Below are 23,440 nucleotides of genomic sequence, written 5' to 3'. Positions count from 1 at the left end.
CCATTGGATTCCCTCCCTAAAATTAAGAGCGGAATTCTAATGCTTTTTAGTCAGCCAGCAAGTCCCGTGCGTAACATGAGTTATTAAATAAATTTAATCATTGGTATTTTCTTAGAGAAGCTGTTTGTAAGAACAACTTTCGAAAGGCTATGTTTCTTATGAGTTGGATTCTTATAATCTTATTGTGTTATTTATCTTTCACAGTTCATGAAGCGATTTTTCTATTATTAGCACTATCAATGTTTTTCCAGCTCTATACTGTTTTCCATACAATGGATAAAGACTATGCACCATTTATCCCTCCTAAGACTCACAAATTATTAAACCGCCATTATCTCAGCTTAAGGTTATATTCAATTAAAAAAATTTTACAGCAAGATAGAGTCTATGAAAAAAATTTTCTAAATAAATCCTTGGCAGAATGCGAAGCCTTTTTGCTTTTAGAAGCTAACAGTAATGCATCTATTTATAAACACCCAATAGCGGGTGCTTTCATAGCCATTGCTACTTTTATACTTGGGAGTATCATTTGGGAGTCAATCAACAAAATGCCTATTTTATTTTTTTATTTTCTAATCTCAATACATTTATTTATATGGGTTTTACCAATGTTTGAAAGTCGCTATCAAAAGATACGGACAATTAAATTTTTTTTATGTACATTTAAGAGTGAATTAGAATATGCAGAGTTTAAATCAATCGAGAAAAAAGCATCTCAAATTGCAAGGAGTCAAGTCACAGATCTAATAGGTGTGATTGACTGATTTTATTTTCTTGATTGATGAAAAATAGCACATTAAATTAGATGCGCCTGATTTTATGTCAAATAATATAGCTATACAAAATAGCAGGTACGAGTGTTTTATTTACATGAAATTTTAATAAAATTTTTTGCAAATTAGAGAATGGCTGTATATAATATAACCATGAATACATTAAAGCGTGACAACCTATATTCCCATATGAAAGCCGGCTTCGTTTACCGGAGAGAGGAACTTTTGCCCTTTTCAAGCAATTTGGATAGAGATCTCAATACCTTAGTAGAAGCAAACAAACTTAAAAAGCCAGCAACAGGCTTATATTACAAACCAAAGCATTCTCGTTTTGGATTACTACCACCGACTGATGAGGCGCTTGTTAAAGGTTTTCTCAATAAGCCCTTTCTCATGTATTCATGGAATGATTATAATAAATTGGGTTTAGGCCTGACACAGCTTTATAACCAAGTAGTTGTTTATAACAGTGAACGACATGAAGATAAAAAACTTGGACATCGTGTTTTCTCTTTTAAACGCCCAAGTAATGGTTTCCCAACCAAACTGACTAAAGAGTTTTTATTGGTGGACTTATTAAACAATGCGAAATATTTAACGGAAGATGTAAGCCAATTACAATTAAAAGTTGATAAAAATCTTGATCAGTTTGATAAAGTCCAGTTGATGAAACTATCTGTCAAATATGGCAAAGTTGCCACCAGGAAATATTTGCATACTCTCCTTGGAAAGCACTTAAAAATGAGGACGTAAAGCAAGCCTATGACGTACTAGAGTCAGAGTTTGCATTGGTTAACTCATTACTTTCGAAGCGTCAACAAGCCGGATTAATGCAAGAACAGCTTGCAGAGCGAATGGGAACGCAAAAAGGTAACATTTCTCGATTGTAGAAAGGGAATAGCAACCCAAACTGGACAACATTAGAAAAATAGGCGCATGCCTGTACACTAATCACAAAATCCATATGTTCATTTTTTCATGTTGTTCATTTTTTTTGAACAAGCTATAATTATGAACATGACAAAGAGGATATTGTGATGAATATAGACAAACTATTATCAATCATAAAGGATAGATCAAAGCTTCAATGTAAATTTGATGAAAAACGAAATCAATTAACCCTCCAAATTGAAAAGAATAATAAGCTAATCTATAAGCCTGAACTTGTTGGCAATATTGATAATTCGAATATTGGTGCCATCGTTCAATATATGCAACATTTAAATAAAAAAAGCATTTTAATTAGCAACCACATTAATAAAGTTTTGGCTGATAAATTGCAAAAGGCGAATATTGAGTACGTTGATTTCTCTGGCAATATGTATATAAACTCTCCCCCTGTATTTATCTCTATTAAAGGAGAAACGCCTCAAAAGAAAAGTATATCGGACATCACTCAATTCACACTGAGTGTTGCCAGTATAAAACTTATTTTTACATTGCTTGTCATTAAAAAACCGTTAGAGCATACCTATCGTGAGCTTGCTAAAATGAGTGATGTGGCATTAGGAAGTGTTAGCAAAACTCTTTTAATTTTAGAAAAGCATGGATATATCGTAGAAAAAAATCGTGGTGAAAAGCATTTGGTTAATAAAGATATCTTATTAAGTAAATGGTGTATTGGCTATGCTGAGAAATTACGTCCAAAATTAATGATCGATAAATTTTCAACAGATAATCTGGCACAGTTTAAAGAAACAAATCCCTGTGAATTTAATTTTCTTTGGGGAGGAGAAATAGCTGCTGCAAAGTTAACTCATTATCTAAGCCCCCAAATAATTACACTTTATGCAGACGATGCATTACCACTATTACAATATAAATGCAGGTTAAAAAAAGATAACAATGGGAATATAGAGCTAATAAAAAAATTCTGGAATTTTGATACCAAAACTTATAAAGAAAACCATGTACCATTCATTTTGGTTTATGCCGATTTATTAAGCTCACTCGATGAAAGAACTCAAGAAACAGCGGAAATTATATATGACAAGTTCATTAGAAAACAGATGGAATAATTTTTCAGATAATGATATCGAGTTATTTGAATTAATTAATAAGATTGCTCGTGATAATGATAGTTCTTACTTTTTAATTGGTGCTAAAGCGAGAGATATGCTCTTAGATTATTTTGGTAAAAAGGCAGAATTAAGAAAAACATTGGATACTGATATTGCTTTATGTTGTAGACAAAGTTTGAAGGAATACGCAATACTTTTTTCCGAGGTTGAAGTAGAAGCTATCAAAGCCAAAAGGCTAGTGAATATCAATTACTTGTCCAAGTTTAGTCGGATAGGCATTTGAGTTCATCCACAGGGACGTGCAGGTCGGCATTATGCTGAATGAATAATCACTTGCGGAGTCCCATATGTCTGTACAAAAACCATCCCGTTTACATCTATTAAACGAATTCGAATCAGCGCCTCATTCTGCGCTCTTTAATCAACAAACGATTGCGGCAGTTTTAAGCTGCTCCACCCAGTTACTTGAACGTAACCGTTGGTCGGGTGGTGGTGTTCCTTATTTAAAAATTGGTCGCAAGGTGTTGTACCGAAAAAGTGATGTGTTGAATTTTCTCCAGCAACAAAAAGTTTATCGCTCAACCAGTGACGAAGGTCAGTTACAGCTTGTTGAGAACGCATAAATTTAAAATTCGTCAGAATGAATTGGCTTCATTCCGATGGTTTGACTGTTGTTTGGAGAATTATCTATGTCACAAAATCATGTTATTGAATTACCCAACTCACCAAAGCAGCGTCCAATTGTTTGCGATTATGCTGGTGGATGTTTTCGATTAACTGCTGAGGGGTTAACCTTTATCGGTATCGATAAGGATGGGACTCCATTGCCACCTCGTTGGATATGCGCACCCTTGTATGTCGTTGCCAAAACCCGAGATGCTCAGAGTGGTGAATGGGGTCGTTTGCTGGAATGGCAGGATGATGATGGTATAACCCACCAGTGGGCTATGCCACTATCCTTACTGCAAGGCGACTCCTCCGATGTGAGGCGAGAGCTGGCAAGACTTGGGTTGAGTATTTCACCCAATAGAGCAGTACGCGATTTGCTCACCTCCTATTTACAGGTCTTTCCAGTAGACGCACGTGCACGATGTGTTGATAAACTGGGTTGGCATGGTGATGTCTTTGTAACCGCTTCCCAGTGTATTGGGCAATCAACAGAGAAGATTGTATTCCAGAATATCAATGCTATTGAACCAGCAATGTCTTCCAAGGGTAGTGTTGAAGAATGGCGAGATTCAATAGGTCGGCTGGCATCAGGCAACTCAAGACTGGTATTTGCCATATCTGTTGCTCTTGCACCTGTACTGGCAAAGATTGTTGGTGAAGACTCAGGTGGTTTTCATTTCAGGGGCGCATCTTCATCAGGCAAAAGCACGGCATTGAATCTAGCTGCTTCTGTTTGGGGAAACCCACAATCTTATTGCCGTTTATGGCGCAGCACCACCAATGGGCTTGAAGGCTTGGCAGCATTACACAATGATGGATTGCTGATTCTTGATGAACTCAGTCAAATGGATCCCAGAGAAGCAGGGGAGGCGGCTTATTTACTGGCCAATGGTCAGGGAAAAACCCGTGCTTCTCGTACTGGCACAGTCAGGCAATCTTCCCGATGGTCTTTATTTTTCTTATCTGCTGGTGAAGAGTCTTTGACAGCACTTATGGCAAAATCAGGGCAGCGTATTAATGCAGGTCAGGAAATCAGGCTTGCTGATATTGAAGCGGATGCAGGTAGTCAGATGGGGATCTTCGAAACGATTCACGATCAACTAAGCCCAGCCAGCATGGCATTATCGCTTAAGAAATACAGTGGCCGATACCATGGTGCAATTGGTATGGCGTGGCTGAATCATGTTGTTACCAACCGGCAAACAATAAGCCGATATATTACCAACACCATTCAAACGTTTGTTGATGCGGTCATTCAATCCGATGCTACGGGGCAGATTATCCGTGTTGCAAGACGCTTTGCCCTGGTTGCTGCTGCAGGAGAACTGGCCAGTCAATTTGGTCTGATAGGATGGCAAAAAGGCGAAGCGTTTCATGCTGCGAAGACCTGTTTTATTGCATGGCAGGATGCTTTTGGGGTTGATGGCCACCGTGAAGATCGCGCCATTATGGCGCAGGTGCGCGCTTTCTTTGAATCTCATGGCGCCAGTCGTTTTGATAATGCCAACTCACCCAACAATGACAAAATTCTCAATCGAGCAGGATTTTATCAAACAGATGATGAAGGGTTTCGAATCTATATGGTGTTAACCGAGGCGTACAAAAATGAACTGTGCAAGGGTTTTGATCAACGCACAGTGACAAGGGTTTTATTACAAGCTGGCTGGTTGAAACCCGCCTCAGATGGCAAAGCCTCACACAAGCCAAGAATCAAAGGAGTAGGCACCCCAAGACTGTATGTCTTTACCGGTAAAATTTGGGGAGGTAAATAAAAATTGACTATGAACATGGTTTTTACGTTGAGCACCAAAGGTGCGAATAAGGCTCGTGAAGTTTGGTAGCCAGCGCGCTGGTTAGCTAACTTCACCTATCTTGCCCTGCATTTTGAAATTTATTTTGGAACCGCAATTTTGTAATTATTCGTTATTTTTCTTTAAATAACGATTAGTAACGAAAATAATCATGAATAAACGGAAATAAATAATAAATTACCGAAAATTACCAAAAGGGCGTTACCAGTTACCGAAAAAGTCGAAAATAAATAGAAATAAACGTAACTACTCACCCTACGCCCCGTGGCTTGTCCACGGGGTCCAGTGATTTATGGGAGATCTACTGGATCCCGCTGACAAGCAGCGGGACGTAGCAAGGAGTGCAGTTACAAATAAACTACAAAATTCAAAGGATTGGATAACCAATAATATGGAGACAACACCATGAAAAAATCCTTAACAGAAAGCATAATGACTTCTAAAAAGAGCCAACAAAGAACGAACGCCAGAAAAAATAAAGTGGAATTCTTGGCTATGCGCCAAGACATTTCCGAAGCCTTGGACAAAGGCTGGTCGATGACCGTCATATGGGGAACTCTTAGGGATGAGGGAAGCTTCACTGCAACTTACAATACGTTCCGGTTGTATGTGTTGAAATACTTGAATGGTCAAAAACCAGGGTATTCTCGAAATGATTTAGTTGAACATCGAGCTAAACAGTTAGTTGAAAAGTCTTCAATGAAGAAAGAGCCAACCCCAATACCCAGTTTTACTTTTAGTCCTAAGTGCAATCCAGAGGATCTATTCTGATTGCTTTGCCTTTATTAGATGGTCAAAGTATTTAACCTCAATTGCCCCTTCTGTCCCGCTTCATTACTTTAAATGTGGGGCAGCTAGAGCCTAATGCAGGAAAAGGATTCCCATAAGTCCCATTTGTCCCTTGCATTATCTATTAGTCTGCAATAAATCAGTTTTCAATAGGTAGATTCTCTGCTGTAAAGTCACAATAAATACACATTTTAGATAGGAGAATATATATATTAGTTTAATGTGGACATGGCCATGCTTTAGCAAATGCCTCACTTACAGATTGCCAGTCCTGTAAATAAAGACTTTCTGGATGATCTGTTGCCCATTTCATAAAAACCCAAACCATTTGCACATTTGATACAGCTAATTTTAAACCTGAACTGTCAGAGGGAGGGCAGTTTTGCTCTTTCAGTATTTCTTGAATATTGCTTGTAGTCCATCCATCATACAGTCCTGTTATATAACCTAAACAATATCCATTTGGATTAATTGTACATTGACGTAATAATTCTTCGGCAGTGAGTGGAAATGTATTGGTAACAAAAATTAATAAAGTTAATAGAACAGATATGCGAAAATGAAATTTCATTTTCTTACCTTGTTATAATTACTTCTTTTTATTTTAGTACAAAAATTAAACTTGCATATAAGAATCGATTGGAATCAGACTTGATTGATTTATATTCTAAATATCCGACACATTCTAAATAAATTCCGAAATAATCAATCGAGTTGTCCCCCATTGGCCTTTTTGTTGGGATAAGTAAATACCAAAGCTATAAATCAAATAAAAATGTATAAGGTCTAAGTTATACTCTGGAGTTAATATTTTATGAAAAATCAAAATAAAATATTATTATTTGTAGTATTGGTAACTGTATTCTCAAGCAAATCCTTTGCTTGTCAATTTGATACTGATTGTAATCCTGGAAGTAACTGTGTTAAATCCTCCGGTAATATCTATGGAGTTTGTGTAGGTGGTCTAAGTCCAGGAAATAGTAATGATCAACAACCAGTATACTCACCAACTGATCCAAACGGTACTATAGGTGATACCTGTTCGTTTGATACAGACTGTGGCCCGGGTTCAATTTGTTATAAGAGCAATGGTTCTATATATGGTACTTGTCTTCATAATTAGGACTGGGTAATCAAAAAAATATAAAAAAACCATAGCAACTTTGTTTGCTAGCTATGCTTGCTTATTTCAACATCATTCAAATATCTATGCTATATAAAATATAACCTAAGGATTAATTGAATTAGCTATGGATATTTTAATAGGATTGTTAACAGGGGCGTTAGGTGGTGCTATGGTAACAGCATGGAGTACTAACCATATAAATAAAAGAAATCAAAAAATTGCTCTATTAGAACGTAAAATTAATAATCTTTATGGGCCATTATCTTTTTTACTTCTTTGTACAAAAACTTACATTGAAAACTCCAACGGTTTAATAGAACAACATAAAATATATTTTGTACCCGAAAAATTTTCTCAACATCCAGATGCTCAGCTCAAAATCAATGCACAGTCAATTGCTACTCTTGATTTAAGCAATTACTACTTTGAAAAAGCAATTGACAATATTCAAATGATTTTTAAGTTGATTTCAGATAATTATTCCTTAATCCACAATGCAGAAGACGAGAGCTTAATAAATAATTTTGTTGGAATGTTTATTCGTTTGTCCGTTGAATATATCAACCCACGGGTTGAAATAAGGGAAATTCCACTTGAAATCCAAATGAATAGAGGAAAAATGGGAACGATAGCAAATGCTTTTATAGAAAATATTATTGATAAAAATAAGTCACTAAATGATCAATTAAAAATATTAGTTAATCACAAATTATGCTCTTTTGATTGCGGTAATACAAGGAAGGACAAATGTTAGATTAGGCCGATCACATAGATTGCTTATCATGATTTTAGAGAAATATATGAATAATAATTTAATAGCAGACTTTGACCACAAAATAAGGAAATATTTAAATTCTCTTAAGTTACCTGATAGGGAGTGCGAGCATGTATTTCATTATTGTTCCTTGGAAGCTGGGTTAGGTATTCTTAAATCAGAATGCCTTTGGATGAGTCATCATAGGTATATGAATGATCCTAGTGAAATTGGTTATTCAATGGATTTGATTCAAGGTTGTGTGAGGTCGAATTTAAATGGAGATGTGCGAGACAACGTCCTTTACTTTTTGGAAAATCAAATTGCGGAAAACTACCATTGTCTGATAACTTCTTTTTTGGAGAAGGAAGATTATATGCCCGGCTGGCGGTATTATGCTGAAAATGGCAAGGGTGTAGCAATGAAATTCAAGAAAACGGTATTTATCCAAACAACATTCCCGGAAATAATTACTACTGGCTCTGTCATATACGATACTCTTCAAAGAGATATCATTAATAAAATTTTAAGCATATTTTTGACTTATTCACCAGAAAATCAAAAACTGCTCCAACCAGAGTTAGTTAATCAACTCATAGTGCTTATGCCTTATTTTAAAGTAAATGATTATCAGGATGAATGGGAATGGAGGGCTTGTTCTATTAGATTATTCAATCCAATCCTAAAGATTTATTTACCTTCACCACCACCCGATCTATTGCTAATTGATTCTCAATCAAAACCAATTTATCAAATCTTAAATTTTTCTTTGGATGATTTGGCAGGAATAACCTTTGGTCCTTGTTGTGATGGTGTGTATTCAGAAAATCAGTTTAGAAAAATATTTCTTCAGAAAGGAGTATCAGAAGAACGAATAAGGAATTTTAATTTTGGAGTAAGTACAAGAAGATATCGCTCATAATAATTTAAATTAGCCTCAAGTCACGATATAACCAAGTAATTCGCACACCATCGGAAAATTTTGATTTGAATATTACTTTAACATCGAGCTGATAGAGTCGTATTTGATTCCAAACTTCGACACATATTCGACACGTAAAATTTAAGGTTTGATTGAATTTCGCCACGATCCAGACTAGGAGTGGCTCCCCGGACAAGACTCGAACTTGTGACCTAATGATTAACAGTTATAAAATAATCGTTTCTATTCATTTCTATATTTTCCTTAAAACCCTTACATATCCTATACGTAACAAGGGTTTTTATTTATAATCACTTCTTAAATTTTCTTAGTAATTCTAAATAATTTTTCTACATTGCTTCTACATGTAGAAAAAGAGGTGATCATGAAAGTCAAAATAAATAAGACCTTTGTTGAAAAGGCGGAAGTACCTGTTGGAAAGGATCAAGTGTTCTATCGTGATTCTGAACTCAAAGGTTTTGCATTGCGTGTTACTGCGGCAGGAACCAAAAGTTTTGTGGTTGAAAAAAATATTGGTAATAAGATTCGCCGAATTACTCTTGGTAAGTATGGGGCGCTTACTGCAGAACAAGCACGCAAAGAGGCACAAAAAACTATTGGCCAGATCGCAACAGGGATTGATCCCATTGCGGAAAAACAAGGTATGAAAATTAATAACATGACCTTGAATGACGTTTTTAATGATTACAAGAAAGCCAGAAAATCTTTAAAACATAATACGCTTTATAATTACGAGCGAGTGCTTAATGTTGCTTTTGCTGGATGGGGCAATAAGTCATTCTTGTCGATCACCAAAGATAAAGTAGCAAAACATCATGAGAAATTAGGCAAAGAAAGTGGAGAAGCCTACGCCAATTTGGCTATGAGGTTGTTAAGGGCTTTGTTTAACTTTGCTGCAGGCCAATACGAAGACGCTCAAGGCAGATCGCTTGTCATAGAAAATCCGGTTAAACGTCTATCACAAACTAGAGCATGGTATCGGGTTGAACGTCGACAGACATTTATCAAAGCACATGAATTAGCCCCATGGTACGCAGGTGTACAGCGATTAGAAAATGAGACGTTAAGAGATTATCTTTTATTAATCATTCTTACAGGGCTACGCCGTCAGGAAGCTGCTACTTTACGTTGGGATCAGGTGGATTTAAAAGCTAAAACATTGACAGTGCTTGATACCAAAAATCATGAATCACATACCCTACCTCTTTCTAATTACCTCTACGAATTGTTATTATCACGCAGTCAAAAAAGAAGTAATGAGTATGTTTTTTCTGGCGCGGGGGCGGCTGGTCATATTATCGAACCACGCAAGCAAATGGCCAATGTAACCAAGTTTTCAGGCATCCATTTTACGGTACATGATTTAAGGCGAACATTTATAACCATTGCTGAAGGACTGGATATTTCAGCTTATGCGTTGAAACGTTTAATGAACCATAAAATGAGTGGCGATATCACTGCTGGTTATATTGTTACTGATGTAGAGCGGCTAAGAAAACCCATGCAACAAATTACTGATTATTTCTTAAAGTGTATGGGGGTTCAGCTCTCGGCACTAGTATTAGAGATCCAACCACAACAAGGAGCAGTACATGAACAATGAAATTAAAACGCAGGATGGTTCATTACATCTGAATAAAGAGTACATGGACTTTTTTAGCACCATTAAAACGCGCTTAAAAACAGCGCAAATACGTGCAGCACTGGCTGCCAACAGCGAGCTAACCCAGTTCTATTGGGAACTTGGCACGGATTTAATTGAGAAACAAAAAAGCCACCAATGGGGGTCAGGTTTTTTAGTGCAGTTTTCTCATGATATGCAACGGGCATTCCCTGAAATGCAGGGGTTTTCTGTTAGTAATCTTCAGCGGATGAAGAAATTTGCAACACTATATCCTCGCCTTTCAATTACGGCACAAGCTGTGCCGCAATTACCTTGGGGTCATATTGTCCGTTTAATGCAGATGATCAAAGATGATATAGAGCGAGAATGGTACGCCCAACAGACCATTAAAAATGGGTGGTCACGCTCTGTATTAGAAATGCAGGTTGAAGGCGGGCTATATGAGCGCCAGGCTGAATCTAGCAAGAAAATCAATAACTTCCATAAACAGTTACCAGCCTTACAATCCGATCTAGCCAATGAAATGTTGAAAGATCCGTACAACTTCGATTTTTTAACCATTCAAGGCAAAGCGCATGAACGAGCAATCGAAGATGCACTGGTCACTCATATCCGTGACTTTCTTATTGAGCTCGGCCAGGGGTTTGCGTTTGTTGGCTCACAAGTACCACTAACTTTCGATGATCAAGAATTTTTTGTTGATTTGCTTTTTTATCACTTGCATCTACGCGCATTCGTGGTCATTGAGCTCAAGGCTACCAAATTTAAACCAGAACACACTGGGCAGCTTGGTTTTTATATGGCAGCGGTTGATGACCTAATGCGTAAAGAGGGTGACAATCAAACTATTGGAATCATCCTATGTAAATCTAAACATAAGGTCGTTGCTGAATATGCGTTGCGGAATATGAACGCACCTATGGGCATTTCAGAATATACCCTTGCCAAAGCGTTGCCTAACGAGCTGAAAACAAGTTTGCCGACTGTTGAGGAAATTGAGGCGGAGTTGAATGAAGATATAGGCCAAAACAAGGATGAAATATGAAGCGAAATAGAAAAATTATACTTAATACGGGTATTCAAAAATACCCAAAGGATTTTGATGTGCTTTGCCAATTAGGGGAAATACAAAATATACCGAATATTAAAGAAAATGTACCAGGTTATGTTGAGATAGTAGAAAAAAATGAATTTTTTCGATGGTTAAATGCTTCTGATTCTGATGTTACCAATATAAAAGAGAAAATGATAAAAAAGGGAGCAATTGCTTCAATAAATTTGTCGCCTATGTCACGCGGGGAATTTTTTCACAAATATTGGCTAGATTTAATATGTGCTGCAGCAATCACCTACTTCATACATAACACATCAGGATTAGAAAAATTTTCATCAGCGGGTAAAGGACATAAAAAATTAAAAAAGCAAATGGAGCTTATCCATAAGCAATTCAGTTCAATTTTACTTATAAACGATGATGCGCAGAAATTATTTTATCTTTCACTGGATTTTCTTGTAAAGCGCGGTATCAGCAGCCCATTCCTTTCAGGGAAGGGGCATAGTTTTCTTGCCAGAGACGTAATGACCAAAATCGTAATGTATTTTATCTATTACTTTATCATCCCGGATTTTTTCATAGCCCATATAAATGAACTTGAAAGAATTCCAAGCTTAAAAGCTTTTAATGAATGGGAGCATAAGCAAGGTATCGTTCTTTCTCAAGATGAATTATATTTTGTAGATGACGATCTTGAACTACAAATTATTGAATTAAAAAAACAGGGAGAAAATACTGAGTTATTAAAAACTCTATGCTCAATCCTACCTGAAGATAAATTATTTAAATTTTATGCCTTTTCATCAGTTGATGGAGCGCCCAAAACCTTTGAGGCCTGTGTTTTAGAAACAGACCGCTCATTAATGAAATTTAATATGACAGATCATTTCGTTATTGAAGCATCAAATGCTGTAGCGCATCGTTTCTTTGATTCAAAAATAGAAACTCCACGTCGTCTACAGGCCATGGCAAAAGAAATGAAATATGCTGTAATTAAAAAGAAAAAGCGTGATAGCGTACTTCAACACATCTCTGTTTCTGAGTTATTTTCAACGAATTTTGCAGAGATTTTCTAATGGAGATCATCACCTATTTTTGTTGAACTAGTCCCTTAGACCCGCCCTATTTCCTCCTAAATAATAACGCTTGGTTTTAAGTCATTTTAAAACCCTTGTTTTAATATTTAGGAGCACTAATTATGTTAGAAAAATCCCGTACTGATATCAACGGATATGTAGTTCAAGAAGTTAAATCGCCACGAAAGCGCACTCCAAAACCTAAAAAAACTGATGCTGAGTTGGTCTCTGAATTTTGGACTGCACATCATGAAGCATTATTTGGTCAAGAAACTGTAGCACCTGTTCTTAATAGGAGTATTAAAACACTAGAATCGGATCGTTGGCGAGGTAAAGGGATTCCTTTTAGAAAATGTAAGGGCCGTATCAATTATAAAAAAGCAGATGTGCTCAACTGGATTGAGGCGTATGAATTGGTAACGTCTACAAGTCAATATTCAAAGAAAAAGGAGGGATAATTCATGAATAGTTCAAGTGAGTTAGAACTCAACCATAATTCGCCAAATGTTTCATGCGAAGTGGAAGAAAGCGTTAAAAGCGACAAAACCGACATTGTGGATAATGATAATTTTTTACATGCTGTATTTGGGGAAACATTAAACAGTATGCGGCCACTCTTGGTCAGTTTTGAGGGAGATCCGACAGCAGGGCCAAAGAAGAAATGGTTCGGTCAGCCATGGGTTAGTGATGCTTCTATAATGGTCGCTGCTAATAATAATTATTTTAGCCTTGGCACGTTTCGACCAGATGATGCAGGCCAATATCGCCGAAAAAAAGTAAATTTTTGTGGGCTATATGCTGTAATGCTTGATGATGTTGGTACGAAAGTAAATAAGGAACGAGTAACTTTGCCACCAAGTTGGCTATTGGAGACTTCTTCTGGCAATTATCAAGCAGGTTATTTGTTAGATGAGCCGTTGCTCAGCACCAAAACTATAGATCAACTCATGAATGCCATCATAAGCGCTGGCTTATGCGACCGTGGTGCCAATGGAGAAACAACGCGGCTCGCGCGATTACCTATTGGAGTGAATGGCAAACATGAGCTTCCATTTCAATGTCGAATGGAGATTTGGGAGCCCGAACGTCGTTATTCAGTGCAAGAGTTGATAGATGGTCTTCAACTTGAAATTGTACATACAGAGCGATCAAAACGAGAGAAATCAGATACGCCTCAAAATGAAGAGGTAGATACTGAGACGATATGTATTCCGTGTCCAGAAGAAAATGCTGTAATTACCATTCTTCAGCAACGTAATTTATACAAAGCACCTCTTGGCATGGGTAAGCATGATATCACTTGTCCGTGGAAAGAAGAGCATACGGATGGGATCGATGGTGGTACAGCTTATTTTGAGCCAGATGAAAATTGGCCTATCGGGGGGTTTAAATGCTTTCATGGGCATTGTGCTGATAGGCATATTCGTGACTTATTGCGTATTCTTGGCATTTCCATAAGCATTGCACGTATGAAATCTGTTATACGCGTTATCGCCGGAGAAATTCATCGTGTAGCAGATTCTGCTGAAATTGAATTGGCGCAATCAAAAAAATATTATCAACGAGGAAATCTCATTGTAGCCGTGTTTAACGATGCAGGAACACATGAGACCAGAATACAAGCACTATCCAAACCTGCTTTAGTTCGAGCATTGGCAGGTATTGCTGTTTGGGAACGCTTTGATGGTCGAGCAAAAGATTGGGTACGTATTGATCCACCTGAGCGTCATGCCTCGGTATTATTTGATGCCGGTAATTACCCGCATTTACCGGCACTTAATGGTTTAGCGCGTCAACCGTATCTTCGTCCAGATGGAACCCTCATGAATACGGCAGGATATGATCTATCCACGGGTATGTTTGGAATGTTTGATGCGGCTCAATTCTCGGTTCCTGATAAACCATCACGCATGCAAGCGGAGACAGCTCTTGCACTACTACATGATCTATTAGCTGAATTTCGTTTTGCCAAGGATTCTGATAAAGCGGCTGCTTTATCAGCAATTTTAGCAGCGACAATCCGGCCAAGCCTTGCCCTCGCACCGATGTTTCATGTGCGTGCACATGCAGTCGGATCAGGTAAATCATACTTGTGTGAATTGATTACGGCTTTTGCCACGCCTCAGCGAGGAACGCCGACCACGTTCCCTGCAGATGATGAAGAATGCCGAAAACTATTGTTAGCAGAATTACTGCGCGCCCCCGCGGTAATTGAGTTCGACAATCTCACAAGTGATTTGATAGCCCACAAAAGCCTGTGTACAGCATTAACCTCGGAATTCATCAGTGGACGCATACTCGGTGTGTCCAAAACAGCCGCGGTTAGTACTCGCACACTTTTTTTATCAAGTGGCAATAATGTTGGACCGGTTCAAGATATGGCACGACGTTGCATCACAATTAGCCTTGATCCTGCAGTAGAAATTCCGGCTACACGTACGTTTTGTCGACCCAACTTGATTCAAGAGCTGTTACAAGAGCGAGAACGTTATGTTTCAGCCGCTCTGACAATTATACGTGCATGGATCGTTGCAGGCAAACCAAAAACAAAATGTGAGTCTTTAGGTAGCTATGGTGATTGGTCTGATTTATGTCGTCAGCCGTTATTATGGCTTGGCTGTGTTGACCCAGCTTCATCCGTATTTGAAGCATTGGCAGAAGATCCTGATAGAGAAACCTTAGCGCGTTTATTAGAAGTTTGGTATACAAAATTTGGGAAAACACCAACCATGATACGAGAAGCTATGAAGACCATCAATTATATTTATGAGTGTGAGTTGAGAGAGGTATTGCAGGATATTGCCAGTGAGCGCGGTGAAATTAATCGTCGTAAGTTAGGCTGGTGGTTCAAGCGTCATGCTGGACGGGTTGTCAATGGATTACGTTTAGTTCGTTGTAGTGGCAATAGCTCAGCTGAAAAATGGCGTGTTGAATCGGTTTCGCCGGTTTTATTGGTTTCTGATATCTCGGATGAAAAAACTGTCGATTCATCAGCGTATAAACGTGCGTCTTCTGGAGAGTAATTTTTTACGTATGGATAAATTGTAATAAGTATAAGCATTTTATTCATGATAAAATTGGCATGGTGCTTAGATCTATCAATGTGATTTTCGCACCATGACTGAAATACTGCGTAAAGGGGATTTGACATGAGTGATAGAAAATTAGGTCGGCCTAGTGACTACTCACAAGAATTGGCAGATCTCATCTGCGAACGAATCGCAACTCATGGTGTTGGGTTACAAAGACTTTGCGATATGTATAACGATATACCAGAAAAATCAACCATACGGCGATGGTGTTTAAAATATCCACAATTTAGAACCCAATACGCGCAAGCAAAATCCCTTCAAATTGAAACGCTAGTTGATGAAATCATAGACATTGCTGATGATTCTGCCCAAGATTCTATTTTTAATAATCAAGGCCAAGAGGTATGCAACAGCGAGGTTATAGCCCGCTCACGACTTCGTATTGATACACGGAAATGGCTCGCATCAAAATTAGTACCCAAGGTGTATGGGTTAAATCCAGTTGATACACCAATTCCTGAACCGATACCATCGTTAGAGGGTGTAACTGATCCAAATGAAGCTGCACGAATTTATATGCAAATAATGCGTGCAGGTAGGCCTGTTTAGTAGCAATTGAGTTCGTTGTTACCAAATGTTGTGCGAAGGTTATCGATTAAAACGCTCAGAATACTTTTAATATTGCTGCTAATTAATCGCTAACCATGCTTTTTTGCTATCCAAACAAGATGTTGCTCTTGATCGCTTTCTTTTAAAAGAACTTCAAAGCCATATTTTTTAAGATACTGTTCATAAGCATTCGGGGCTAGGCTGTAAAAATGAAGCTCTTGGTTGAGCATATTACTGTCGGCACCTTCAAACTCATTATCACCACTTGTAAACTCAAGTATTCCACCTGGCTTTAACCACTGTGCAAAACGAGCAATCATAAGCTCATGGTCTGGTTTAGGTAGATGAAAAAGGCACCACCATTCGACAATAGCATCAACAGTTTCATTGAACTCAATAGTACGAACATCACCATATAGGCCACGCATTTTCGGACATTTCTTTTTAGCGATATTTAGTAATTCTTGCGATCCATCAATCCCAGTGACAGAGAAATTTTTCTCAATAAAATAATCAGCAATAGGGAACCCAGAGCCACAGCCAATATCAAGGATATGCGATTTTTCAGGTATATAATTTATTAAAGCATCGAGGTATTTTTGCTCCGTATTAAAAGAATCTCGCATGTTAGCAAAACCCTCTGCAATAATATCGTAAGATTTTCCTTGATTGTTCATCATTGGGCTCCTAAATTTTCATAATATTTTTTTCATGTAATACCTTTTGTGGCCTGGAGGGCAAGCATCAAGGACGCCAAAAATTTCATACCCAGCTTTCAAATAAAAATCCTTTGCTTGCCAGTCAAAGGTATCTAAATGTGAAAGGCTAGCCCCCATTGCTTTAGCTTCGGTCTCAACTTTATTCAGTAACAGGCTTCCAAGCTGTTGACCACGATGACTCTTACCGACAAACAAAACATCGATATAGAGCATGCCCCAGCAATACATTAATGAGTTGATCCCCGCTATTACATGGCCACTCTCATTCTTAATGTGAAAATTTAAACTGACAAAATCGTTGTTCTGTGTAAACGGAGCGTGGCTTCTATTGAAGGCAACAATTTCATCATCTACAAACTGCGCTTCTTCTTCACTGCTGATAACGATATCCCAACTCATAATGCTTTCCTAAGAAAAATTTCATAAACTTGTGTGTATAAATCCAAATAAGTATCTATTTTCATAACAAGTCTCGATTATTATATGGCGCTCTTTGATACTATTGAGCGAAATAATCATTTAATAACTTCATGGTAATAGGCTTCAATATTTCGCTGCCATATAGTTTTAATTTTTCATCTGGTTTGTTAATAGAACTCAATTTATCAGTCAGATTACTCACAAAAATATATTGTTGTGAATCCATTTCAATGAATCCGACAAACCAGCCATCACGTAATTGGCTAGGATTAGGTTCTCTCTCATTAGGCCCATGCCGGCCAGAACCGGTTTTACCATAATAATCCGCTCCGTTATCCAATTTTCCTTGATACATATTTCTCTTGGTATTAATTATGAATTTTTTACTTACGTGTAGTTTGTCACTTAGCATAGCGTTTAAAAAATTGAGCTGCTCCAATGCGGAGATCTTGAGGCTGCTGCTTAACCAAGCATATTGCAGCCCATTTTTTTTACCAGCATCACCTTTGAAATTCTGATTACCATAATTAAAATCAGCCAAATATCGTTTTATTCGAGCAAGGCCTAATTGAGGGGTGATTTGCTGAGAAACCCAAACAACAGAATATTTCAACCAGGTTAGAGGTGTTTGATCTTGATCGTGGGTAGGCAAGACTCCCTTTTTACCATCCCATTTAAAAATAGTATCTTGATTGATAATGCCTTCATTAAAAGCCATCAATGACAGTGCGATTTTAAACGTAGAATCTGGTGCAATGCGCTGTCTACAACGGTTAGTTGGATTATACTTACTTACCACTTTATGTTTATTAACACTATAGAGGATAAAACAGCCATCGTAGTTTTTAAATTGTTGGGAATATTCTTCTGTTGTTATTATTTTGGCATAAACACTTGCAGTGGTTATTGCCAACATCAAGGCTATCAATTTATTCACTTATATTCCTCAAAATAATTTCTGCTCGTTCATCGATAGGCTTGGCTGGAATAACCACACATTCATAACCAAATTTGGCATAAGCTTCTCTATGAATTTGCTCAAATTTTAATGAATCTTCAAAGCTTATTTGTCTCGCATCGGTATTTGTTATAAAGCCTAAGTTTTCAAGGAAGAAAGCTTGTTTTTCATAAATATCGTATTTGTGAATTCGTTTTATTTCACTCATCAGGTTGTGGGATGGCTCAAACCCAAGATATAAGGCAAGTGCATAAGTGCAAATTGGTGAACGGTCATAAAAATGTAAATCCGAATAATCTGCACACATATCAACTTGTCGATGTTTTTGAAGCCTGACAATATCATCAATAAAATTAGGGTATTTCCATGGCTCAATGTCACCCTGTGCTTGTCTAAAAGCAATAAGATCAGTTGCTGCTTCGCTAACAACACTTGCTCCTGTTAATTCCAGAGCACGAATAACAGAGGTTTTTCCACAGCCTGGAGTGCCTGTTATGATGTATCGCTTCATGGTTTGCGATCCAGGAACGCAGGGTAGAATTCAAGTGGCTTCACATCTGACCAACGGGTTTTAACTGCACTTAACATATCTTGTGCCATTTTCCTTAAGTGAGGTAATTGATCATTTTTTGAAGCCACCTCAATAAAGGCTTGGAGTCGTGTCAGAACTCGTGGCCTGACATTATTTTCTTCTGGTTTCCATAAAGAGTTTTCAGGAGTTGGCCCTGATGATCCCACTCTGTCGTTATCTATAACAGAGTTTAGAAGAGGAACGGTTTGTTGCAATAACCAAAAACCGCAAGCTTCGGTGTAGGCCGTCATATAAGCTAAATCATCGGAGGCAGCGGGTATTGCGCGTTTTAATTCTTCTCTATAGATTGTTTCTAAAGATTCAATCACTTCATTGGGTATAGCTTTAGCACACCAACAGGTGGGCATGCTCATTCGCAAGTAGGTGCCATCCAGTAATGCATTACGCACGACTGCCCATTCAAAATCGATAAGCTGTAATTCTTCAGAGTTCTTATGATCAAACACATTGTCTGGACAAATGTCCCCATGAGTTAACACTGTAAATGCGCCAGGTGTAATGAGTGATTCAATTATGCTTTGGGCTTCGTGGATAATCTCTGGGGTGACAGTTAATCCAAGGCTTTTATTAGCTAGCTCAAGTTTAGGCAACAAATCATTAAACATAAAATCAAGTTCATCTTGTATGCTTTCCGCTTGCTGATTGATGCTATGCAGAATAGCTTCATATTTTGAAACATGGCCAAAGCTCGCGGCATGAAAATTTCCCAGTGCCATCATAAATCGCGTCAGTGCAGCAATTGCTTCTGTTCGATTAGGTAAGGTCAAGGAGTCAACCAAACTAACATGTTCCAAGCCTAAATCTTCAAGCAGGATAAATCGATGCTCCTTATGACCGCCATAAAATTTTGGAACATTGTGATGCCATTGTTTGAGCCCACTTAAAAATTCAAGGCCAGCCCAATCTCGTGCGAATCGGGCACAAGCATCTTTGTCGTCATCATCTATTGCTTCGGGCAAGGACTGCTTTAGAATGACGCTTGCAGGGATATCCTCAGATTTATTTTCTAAATAAAGCCGTAAAACCACGTTTCTTCGATCGGGTTCACTTAAAAAAGTGGCGGACTTTATCTCGCATGGATTTGCAAAACATTGCTGTAATAAATATTGTGCTGCTTGGATGACATTTAGGTTTGTTACTTGCTGATCTGATTGATTATTATTCATGCATTCGTCTCTTTATCATCTAAATATTCGGGAAGAAACCTATCCGCTTATATGTGCCACAGTTTGGCATAATGTCCGTTGAGTTTGATTAATTATTCATGTAAATCAATCGAGTCTGATCCCGTTGATCGCTCACACTAGGTCCGTTCAAAAGAGAGTTAAGTTAACGTTAAAGAATCTTTTTGAGTCTTAGTGCCCATACCTATTGAATAGGTTTTTTCTATTTGCTTTTCTTTTTCATTAAACAGAAAACCGCTTGGTAGGCAAGAGGAAGCCACCGTTGGTTCAACCCCAACTAAACTTAAATAATTATTTTCTACCCATTTTAAAATTATTTTATGAAACGAATAATAAGCCCTGTTATTTCTGCTTTTTTCCCCTAGTTTTAATCCCATGATATTTAATAAATATCCTAATATTCTAGCTCCTTTGTAGTTGGGGTACGTTTCAAGTTGCTTTATTTCGTTATATAACAGACGTCTTAATCGACTATGAATAATTTTCCAAGCATGCCTTTGGTTTTGATGCGATTTAAAAAATGCATACCAAACAATGTTATGTTGAATCATCCAGCAATTAAAATTTGGACAGTTAATATAGGCTGCAGAATGTATAATTTCAAAAAGATGATTGGTAAAATAATCGTATATATCCTCATATGAATGGCTGTTATTTCTTCGTTTGAGCTTGGCAGGTGGCGTATTTTCTTGTTGGCTTAGATAATCAATAGCCTCTTTGAAAAATTCCACAGTAATGTTCAAACAGTTATAACTAGTATGATTGGATAAGTCATCGTCTGCCTCATTAAGCTTATAGATATTACCACACGAATTTCTTATATTTTCAAATGCACGACATAAAGAAAATAATTTTTCATTCCAATTAGCAGTATCAATGTAGTTTTTGAAACTTAGCATGACACATCTGCAGTATGTATTTAATTGTGCTGCATCCCAGGAAGATTTAATTTCAATATGGATATCAAGAGGCGAAGCATGATGAACGCCGAGCTCTTCAACTAAGTGATGATTGCCGTATACAACGCGGCTAAAAGGTTTTATATAACCAAGTAATCCTGATTTATAGCCCTCATCCTCATGATACAGGATAGAGTTTTTATTAAGTATTGCTTCTGTAGTAATGTTCTTTGTGAATTGTCCTATTGGAATATTATATTTTTTAGTTTTTGCAATTGACTCAAAAAGGATAATGGCTGTGAAGGGGGCGTTTGCAACAACATGCTGGCAAAACTTCCGGTTACCAATGAGCGATAAAATTTCATAGGCATAGTCCCTAGCCTTAGGTGTGCTAATTTTTTCATTGGGTGTATTCTCTTTGGTTAGCTCTACAAGAGACTCTGCTGAGAATTTTAGCTCCTCTGAGATAACAGCAAGCTCAGTATCAGATCCCTTTAAAATCAATAGATATAAATGTTGCGCGAATTTTTTAGCGTTGCATTTGGAAAATTTAGATGGTTTGAAAATAAACAAAATCCAGATAAAGATTAGGGATAGGAAAATTAATCCCAACGCAGCTTGCCAACGATCTTGATGTCCTAAAAATTTAGACCAACCTTCAGCCGATCCTGTATCCAAGACTAAAGTACCCAACCCCAGTACAGCTATCGCTATCAAACTAATTTTAAATAGGGGAAACGGTGCTACAGCAACTCGGAAACGATAACGAATGTCTATTATGGTGAAGACTATAAGAAATAATGATAATGCTGAAATGAAAGTAGAAAAATTGAATATAGATACATTTGACATGGGCACAGATTGCTCCATTTTAGCATCATCTAACCTTGCTTAATCTCACCATCTTTCTACATTGCTTCTACATGAGAATTTCAGAACTTCGGTGTGAATCGCCACAACCCTTATGTGGTGTGGCTCCCCGGACAAGACTCGAACTTGTGACCTAATGATTAACAGTCATCCGCTCTACCGACTGAGCTACCGGGGAATGAGGCCGAATCTTAAAACGATTCTTGTTGGAGGTCAAGTAGATTTAATAATAATTTTTTAAATCTTATTGTTTTGAGAATTTTTGCTTCATTATTAAAACAGTAATTCTCCTCACTTCTCTAGCAGCGAGGAGAGAGTTAGAATTTATTTGCAAAAATTTTGGAGACGATTTAATGCATCTTGGAGTGTTTCCATGCTGGTCGCAAACGAAAGTCGGATGCAACCTTCATTACCGAAAGCGGAGCCCGGGACTAACGCTACTCCTGCTTCAGTTAAAAGTTTTTCTGAAAATTCTAGGTCATTAGCATAACCGCGTTTTTCAATAATCGCTTGTACACTAGGGAAAATATAAAAAGTTCCGTCTGCTGGAATTACCTCGACTCCAGGAATGTCCTGTAATCGTGAAGCGACAAAGTCATGTCTTTGGTGAAAGGCTTTTACCATTTCTAAAACACTTTCATGACCACCATTTAATGCAGCTACCGCTGCTCTTTGCGCAATAGAACAGGGATTGGAGGTAGATTGAGATTGGATGGTTTTCATCGCATTCATTATAGAGGCGGGACCTGCAGCATATCCTATGCGCCAACCAGTCATCGCATAGGCTTTGGATACCCCGTTTAATACGATAGTTCGGTCATATAATTCAGGACATGCATTAAGGATGTTCGCAAAAGGTTGGCTCCATAGAATATGTTCATACATATCATCAGTGGCAATAACAATCTGAGGGTGTTTTTTCAATACTTCAGCCAACGCTTTTAATTCATCTAAAGTGTAGGCTACTCCTGATGGATTGGAGGGACTATTTAAAAAGATTAGCCGTGTTTTAGAGGTAATGGCCTTTTCCAATTGCTGAGCATTAATTTTGTATCGTTGGCTGGGAGTGGTGGAAATAAATACTGGAGTCGCATCGGCAAGTAAGACCATATCTGGATAAGAAACCCAGTAAGGAGCTGGAATGATGACTTCGTCACCTGGATTAAGCAATGCCTGGCATAGATTATAACAACTTTGCTTTCCACCTACAGAAACTAAAATCTGATTCAACTGATAATCAAGGCCATTATCTGTCTTAAATTTATTTTTAATTGCTTCTTTTAATTCAGGTATACCGTCTACCGCGGTATACTTGGTATGGCCTTGTTGAATGGCTAGGATTGCTGCTTCCTTGATGTAATTGGGGGTGTCAAAATCAGGCTCTCCAGTACCTAAATTAATCACATCATGCCCTTGTGCACGCATTTGAGTCGCTTTTGCTGCTACAGCCAAAGTGGGAGAGGGTTTAACTTTTTGCACGCGTGTTGCCAATGCGATATTCATTTATTGCTCCTGTG

24 protein-coding genes and 1 tRNA gene are annotated in these 23,440 nt (G+C 37.8%); 16 read left to right on the top strand and 9 right to left on the bottom strand.

All coding sequences use genetic code 11. From position 1 onward, the window contains the following. The first annotated feature begins 158 nt into the window (after positions 1-158). The 7 genes from Lsan_RS10200 (at position 159) to Lsan_RS10170 (ending at position 6,045) form a co-directional block, all read left to right on the top strand. Entirely contained in the window at positions 159-764 is a 606-nt protein-coding gene (locus tag Lsan_RS10200; RefSeq protein ID WP_058514297.1) for a hypothetical protein, read from the top strand. Positions 765-926: 162 nt separating this feature from the next. Continuing rightward, the gene (locus tag Lsan_RS10195) at positions 927-1,526 is read left to right on the top strand and encodes a hypothetical protein (RefSeq protein ID WP_058514296.1); all 600 of its coding nucleotides are present in this window, start codon (positions 927-929) and stop codon (positions 1,524-1,526) included. Positions 1,527-1,810: 284 nt separating this feature from the next. Beyond that, positions 1,811-2,791: a type IV toxin-antitoxin system AbiEi family antitoxin gene (locus tag Lsan_RS10190; RefSeq protein ID WP_058514295.1), complete on the top strand. Its 981-nt coding sequence runs from the start codon at positions 1,811-1,813 to the stop codon at positions 2,789-2,791. Then, positions 2,760-3,077, top strand: a complete 318-nt coding sequence (locus tag Lsan_RS22605) for a hypothetical protein (RefSeq protein WP_058514294.1) — start codon at positions 2,760-2,762, stop codon at positions 3,075-3,077. The genes Lsan_RS10190 and Lsan_RS22605 overlap by 32 nt, the downstream gene beginning before the upstream one ends. A 64-nt stretch (positions 3,078-3,141) precedes the next feature. After that, on the top strand, positions 3,142-3,417 hold the full coding sequence (locus tag Lsan_RS10180; RefSeq protein WP_058514293.1) for a MerR family transcriptional regulator: 276 nt from the start codon (positions 3,142-3,144) through the stop codon (positions 3,415-3,417). 66 nt (positions 3,418-3,483) lie between these two features. Continuing rightward, on the top strand, positions 3,484-5,235 hold the full coding sequence (locus Lsan_RS10175) for a DUF927 domain-containing protein (RefSeq protein WP_058514292.1): 1,752 nt from the start codon (positions 3,484-3,486) through the stop codon (positions 5,233-5,235). A 444-nt stretch (positions 5,236-5,679) separates the two neighbouring features. Further along, complete coding sequence (locus Lsan_RS10170) at positions 5,680-6,045, top strand: TraK family protein (RefSeq protein WP_058514291.1); 366 nt, start codon at positions 5,680-5,682, stop codon at positions 6,043-6,045. A 235-nt stretch (positions 6,046-6,280) separates the two neighbouring features. On the opposite strand, the gene Lsan_RS10165 is transcribed toward Lsan_RS10170, so the two are convergent. Then, positions 6,281-6,634 carry a Rap1a/Tai family immunity protein gene (locus Lsan_RS10165; protein WP_058514290.1) on the bottom strand — a complete coding sequence of 118 codons (354 nt, stop codon included), beginning with the start codon at positions 6,632-6,634 and terminating at the stop codon, positions 6,281-6,283. Between the two features lie 243 nt (positions 6,635-6,877). Here Lsan_RS10165 and Lsan_RS10160 point away from each other — a divergent pair, with 243 nt between their 5' ends. The 9 genes from Lsan_RS10160 (at position 6,878) to Lsan_RS10120 (ending at position 16,281) form a co-directional block, all read left to right on the top strand. Further along, positions 6,878-7,186, top strand: a complete 309-nt coding sequence (locus Lsan_RS10160; RefSeq protein WP_058514289.1) for a hypothetical protein — start codon at positions 6,878-6,880, stop codon at positions 7,184-7,186. Between the two features lie 127 nt (positions 7,187-7,313). Then, entirely contained in the window at positions 7,314-7,943 is a 630-nt protein-coding gene (locus Lsan_RS10155; RefSeq protein ID WP_058514288.1) for a hypothetical protein, read from the top strand. 46 nt (positions 7,944-7,989) lie between these two features. Further along, positions 7,990-8,865: a DUF2971 domain-containing protein gene (locus Lsan_RS10150; RefSeq protein ID WP_058514287.1), complete on the top strand. Its 876-nt coding sequence runs from the start codon at positions 7,990-7,992 to the stop codon at positions 8,863-8,865. Positions 8,866-9,250: 385 nt separating this feature from the next. After that, positions 9,251-10,489: a tyrosine-type recombinase/integrase gene (locus Lsan_RS10145; protein WP_058514286.1), complete on the top strand. Its 1,239-nt coding sequence runs from the start codon at positions 9,251-9,253 to the stop codon at positions 10,487-10,489. Further along, complete coding sequence (locus Lsan_RS10140) at positions 10,479-11,555, top strand: PDDEXK nuclease domain-containing protein (protein ID WP_058514285.1); 1,077 nt, start codon at positions 10,479-10,481, stop codon at positions 11,553-11,555. The genes Lsan_RS10145 and Lsan_RS10140 overlap by 11 nt, the downstream gene beginning before the upstream one ends. 59 nt (positions 11,556-11,614) lie before the next feature. Then, positions 11,615-12,640 carry a hypothetical protein gene (locus Lsan_RS10135; RefSeq protein WP_157068299.1) on the top strand — a complete coding sequence of 342 codons (1,026 nt, stop codon included), beginning with the start codon at positions 11,615-11,617 and terminating at the stop codon, positions 12,638-12,640. Between the two features lie 122 nt (positions 12,641-12,762). Further along, complete coding sequence (locus tag Lsan_RS10130; RefSeq protein WP_058514283.1) at positions 12,763-13,098, top strand: hypothetical protein; 336 nt, start codon at positions 12,763-12,765, stop codon at positions 13,096-13,098. A gap of 3 nt (positions 13,099-13,101) precedes the next feature. Further along, entirely contained in the window at positions 13,102-15,663 is a 2,562-nt protein-coding gene (locus tag Lsan_RS10125; protein WP_065236296.1) for a hypothetical protein, read from the top strand. 126 nt (positions 15,664-15,789) lie between these two features. Next, entirely contained in the window at positions 15,790-16,281 is a 492-nt protein-coding gene (locus Lsan_RS10120) for a terminase small subunit-like protein (protein ID WP_058514282.1), read from the top strand. Positions 16,282-16,370: 89 nt separating this feature from the next. Here the strand turns inward: Lsan_RS10120 and Lsan_RS10115 are convergent, their stop codons facing one another. The 8 genes from Lsan_RS10115 to Lsan_RS10080 form a co-directional block, all read right to left on the bottom strand. Continuing rightward, a complete protein-coding gene (locus Lsan_RS10115; protein ID WP_083505117.1) occupies positions 16,371-16,961 on the bottom strand; it encodes a class I SAM-dependent methyltransferase in 591 nt (196 codons plus the stop codon). Positions 16,962-16,976: 15 nt separating this feature from the next. After that, entirely contained in the window at positions 16,977-17,399 is a 423-nt protein-coding gene (locus tag Lsan_RS10110) for a GNAT family N-acetyltransferase (protein ID WP_133134323.1), read from the bottom strand. A 100-nt stretch (positions 17,400-17,499) separates the two neighbouring features. Continuing rightward, positions 17,500-18,357 (bottom strand): penicillin-binding transpeptidase domain-containing protein, encoded by an 858-nt coding sequence (locus Lsan_RS10105; RefSeq protein ID WP_058514279.1) that lies wholly within the window; start codon positions 18,355-18,357, stop codon positions 17,500-17,502. Beyond that, the gene (locus Lsan_RS10100) at positions 18,350-18,889 is read right to left on the bottom strand and encodes an AAA family ATPase (RefSeq protein WP_058514278.1); all 540 of its coding nucleotides are present in this window, start codon (positions 18,887-18,889) and stop codon (positions 18,350-18,352) included. Before Lsan_RS10100 ends, Lsan_RS10105 begins: the two co-directional genes overlap by 8 nt. Beyond that, complete coding sequence (locus Lsan_RS10095) at positions 18,886-20,136, bottom strand: phosphotransferase (RefSeq protein ID WP_058514277.1); 1,251 nt, start codon at positions 20,134-20,136, stop codon at positions 18,886-18,888. Before Lsan_RS10095 ends, Lsan_RS10100 begins: the two co-directional genes overlap by 4 nt. 158 nt (positions 20,137-20,294) lie before the next feature. Then, a complete protein-coding gene (locus tag Lsan_RS10090) occupies positions 20,295-21,905 on the bottom strand; it encodes a hypothetical protein (protein ID WP_157068298.1) in 1,611 nt (536 codons plus the stop codon). Positions 21,906-22,025: 120 nt separating this feature from the next. Beyond that, positions 22,026-22,101 (bottom strand) — tRNA-Asn (locus Lsan_RS10085). A gap of 146 nt (positions 22,102-22,247) precedes the next feature. After that, positions 22,248-23,426 carry a pyridoxal phosphate-dependent aminotransferase gene (locus Lsan_RS10080; protein WP_058514275.1) on the bottom strand — a complete coding sequence of 393 codons (1,179 nt, stop codon included), beginning with the start codon at positions 23,424-23,426 and terminating at the stop codon, positions 22,248-22,250. Positions 23,427-23,440 lie beyond the last annotated feature (14 nt).

This window comes from Legionella santicrucis (assembly GCF_001468135.1).
In the GTDB taxonomy this organism is placed as follows: domain Bacteria; phylum Pseudomonadota; class Gammaproteobacteria; order Legionellales; family Legionellaceae; genus Legionella; species Legionella santicrucis.
Note: the sequence above shows the minus strand (reverse complement) of the source record. Positions and strands in the feature narration are given on the sequence as shown.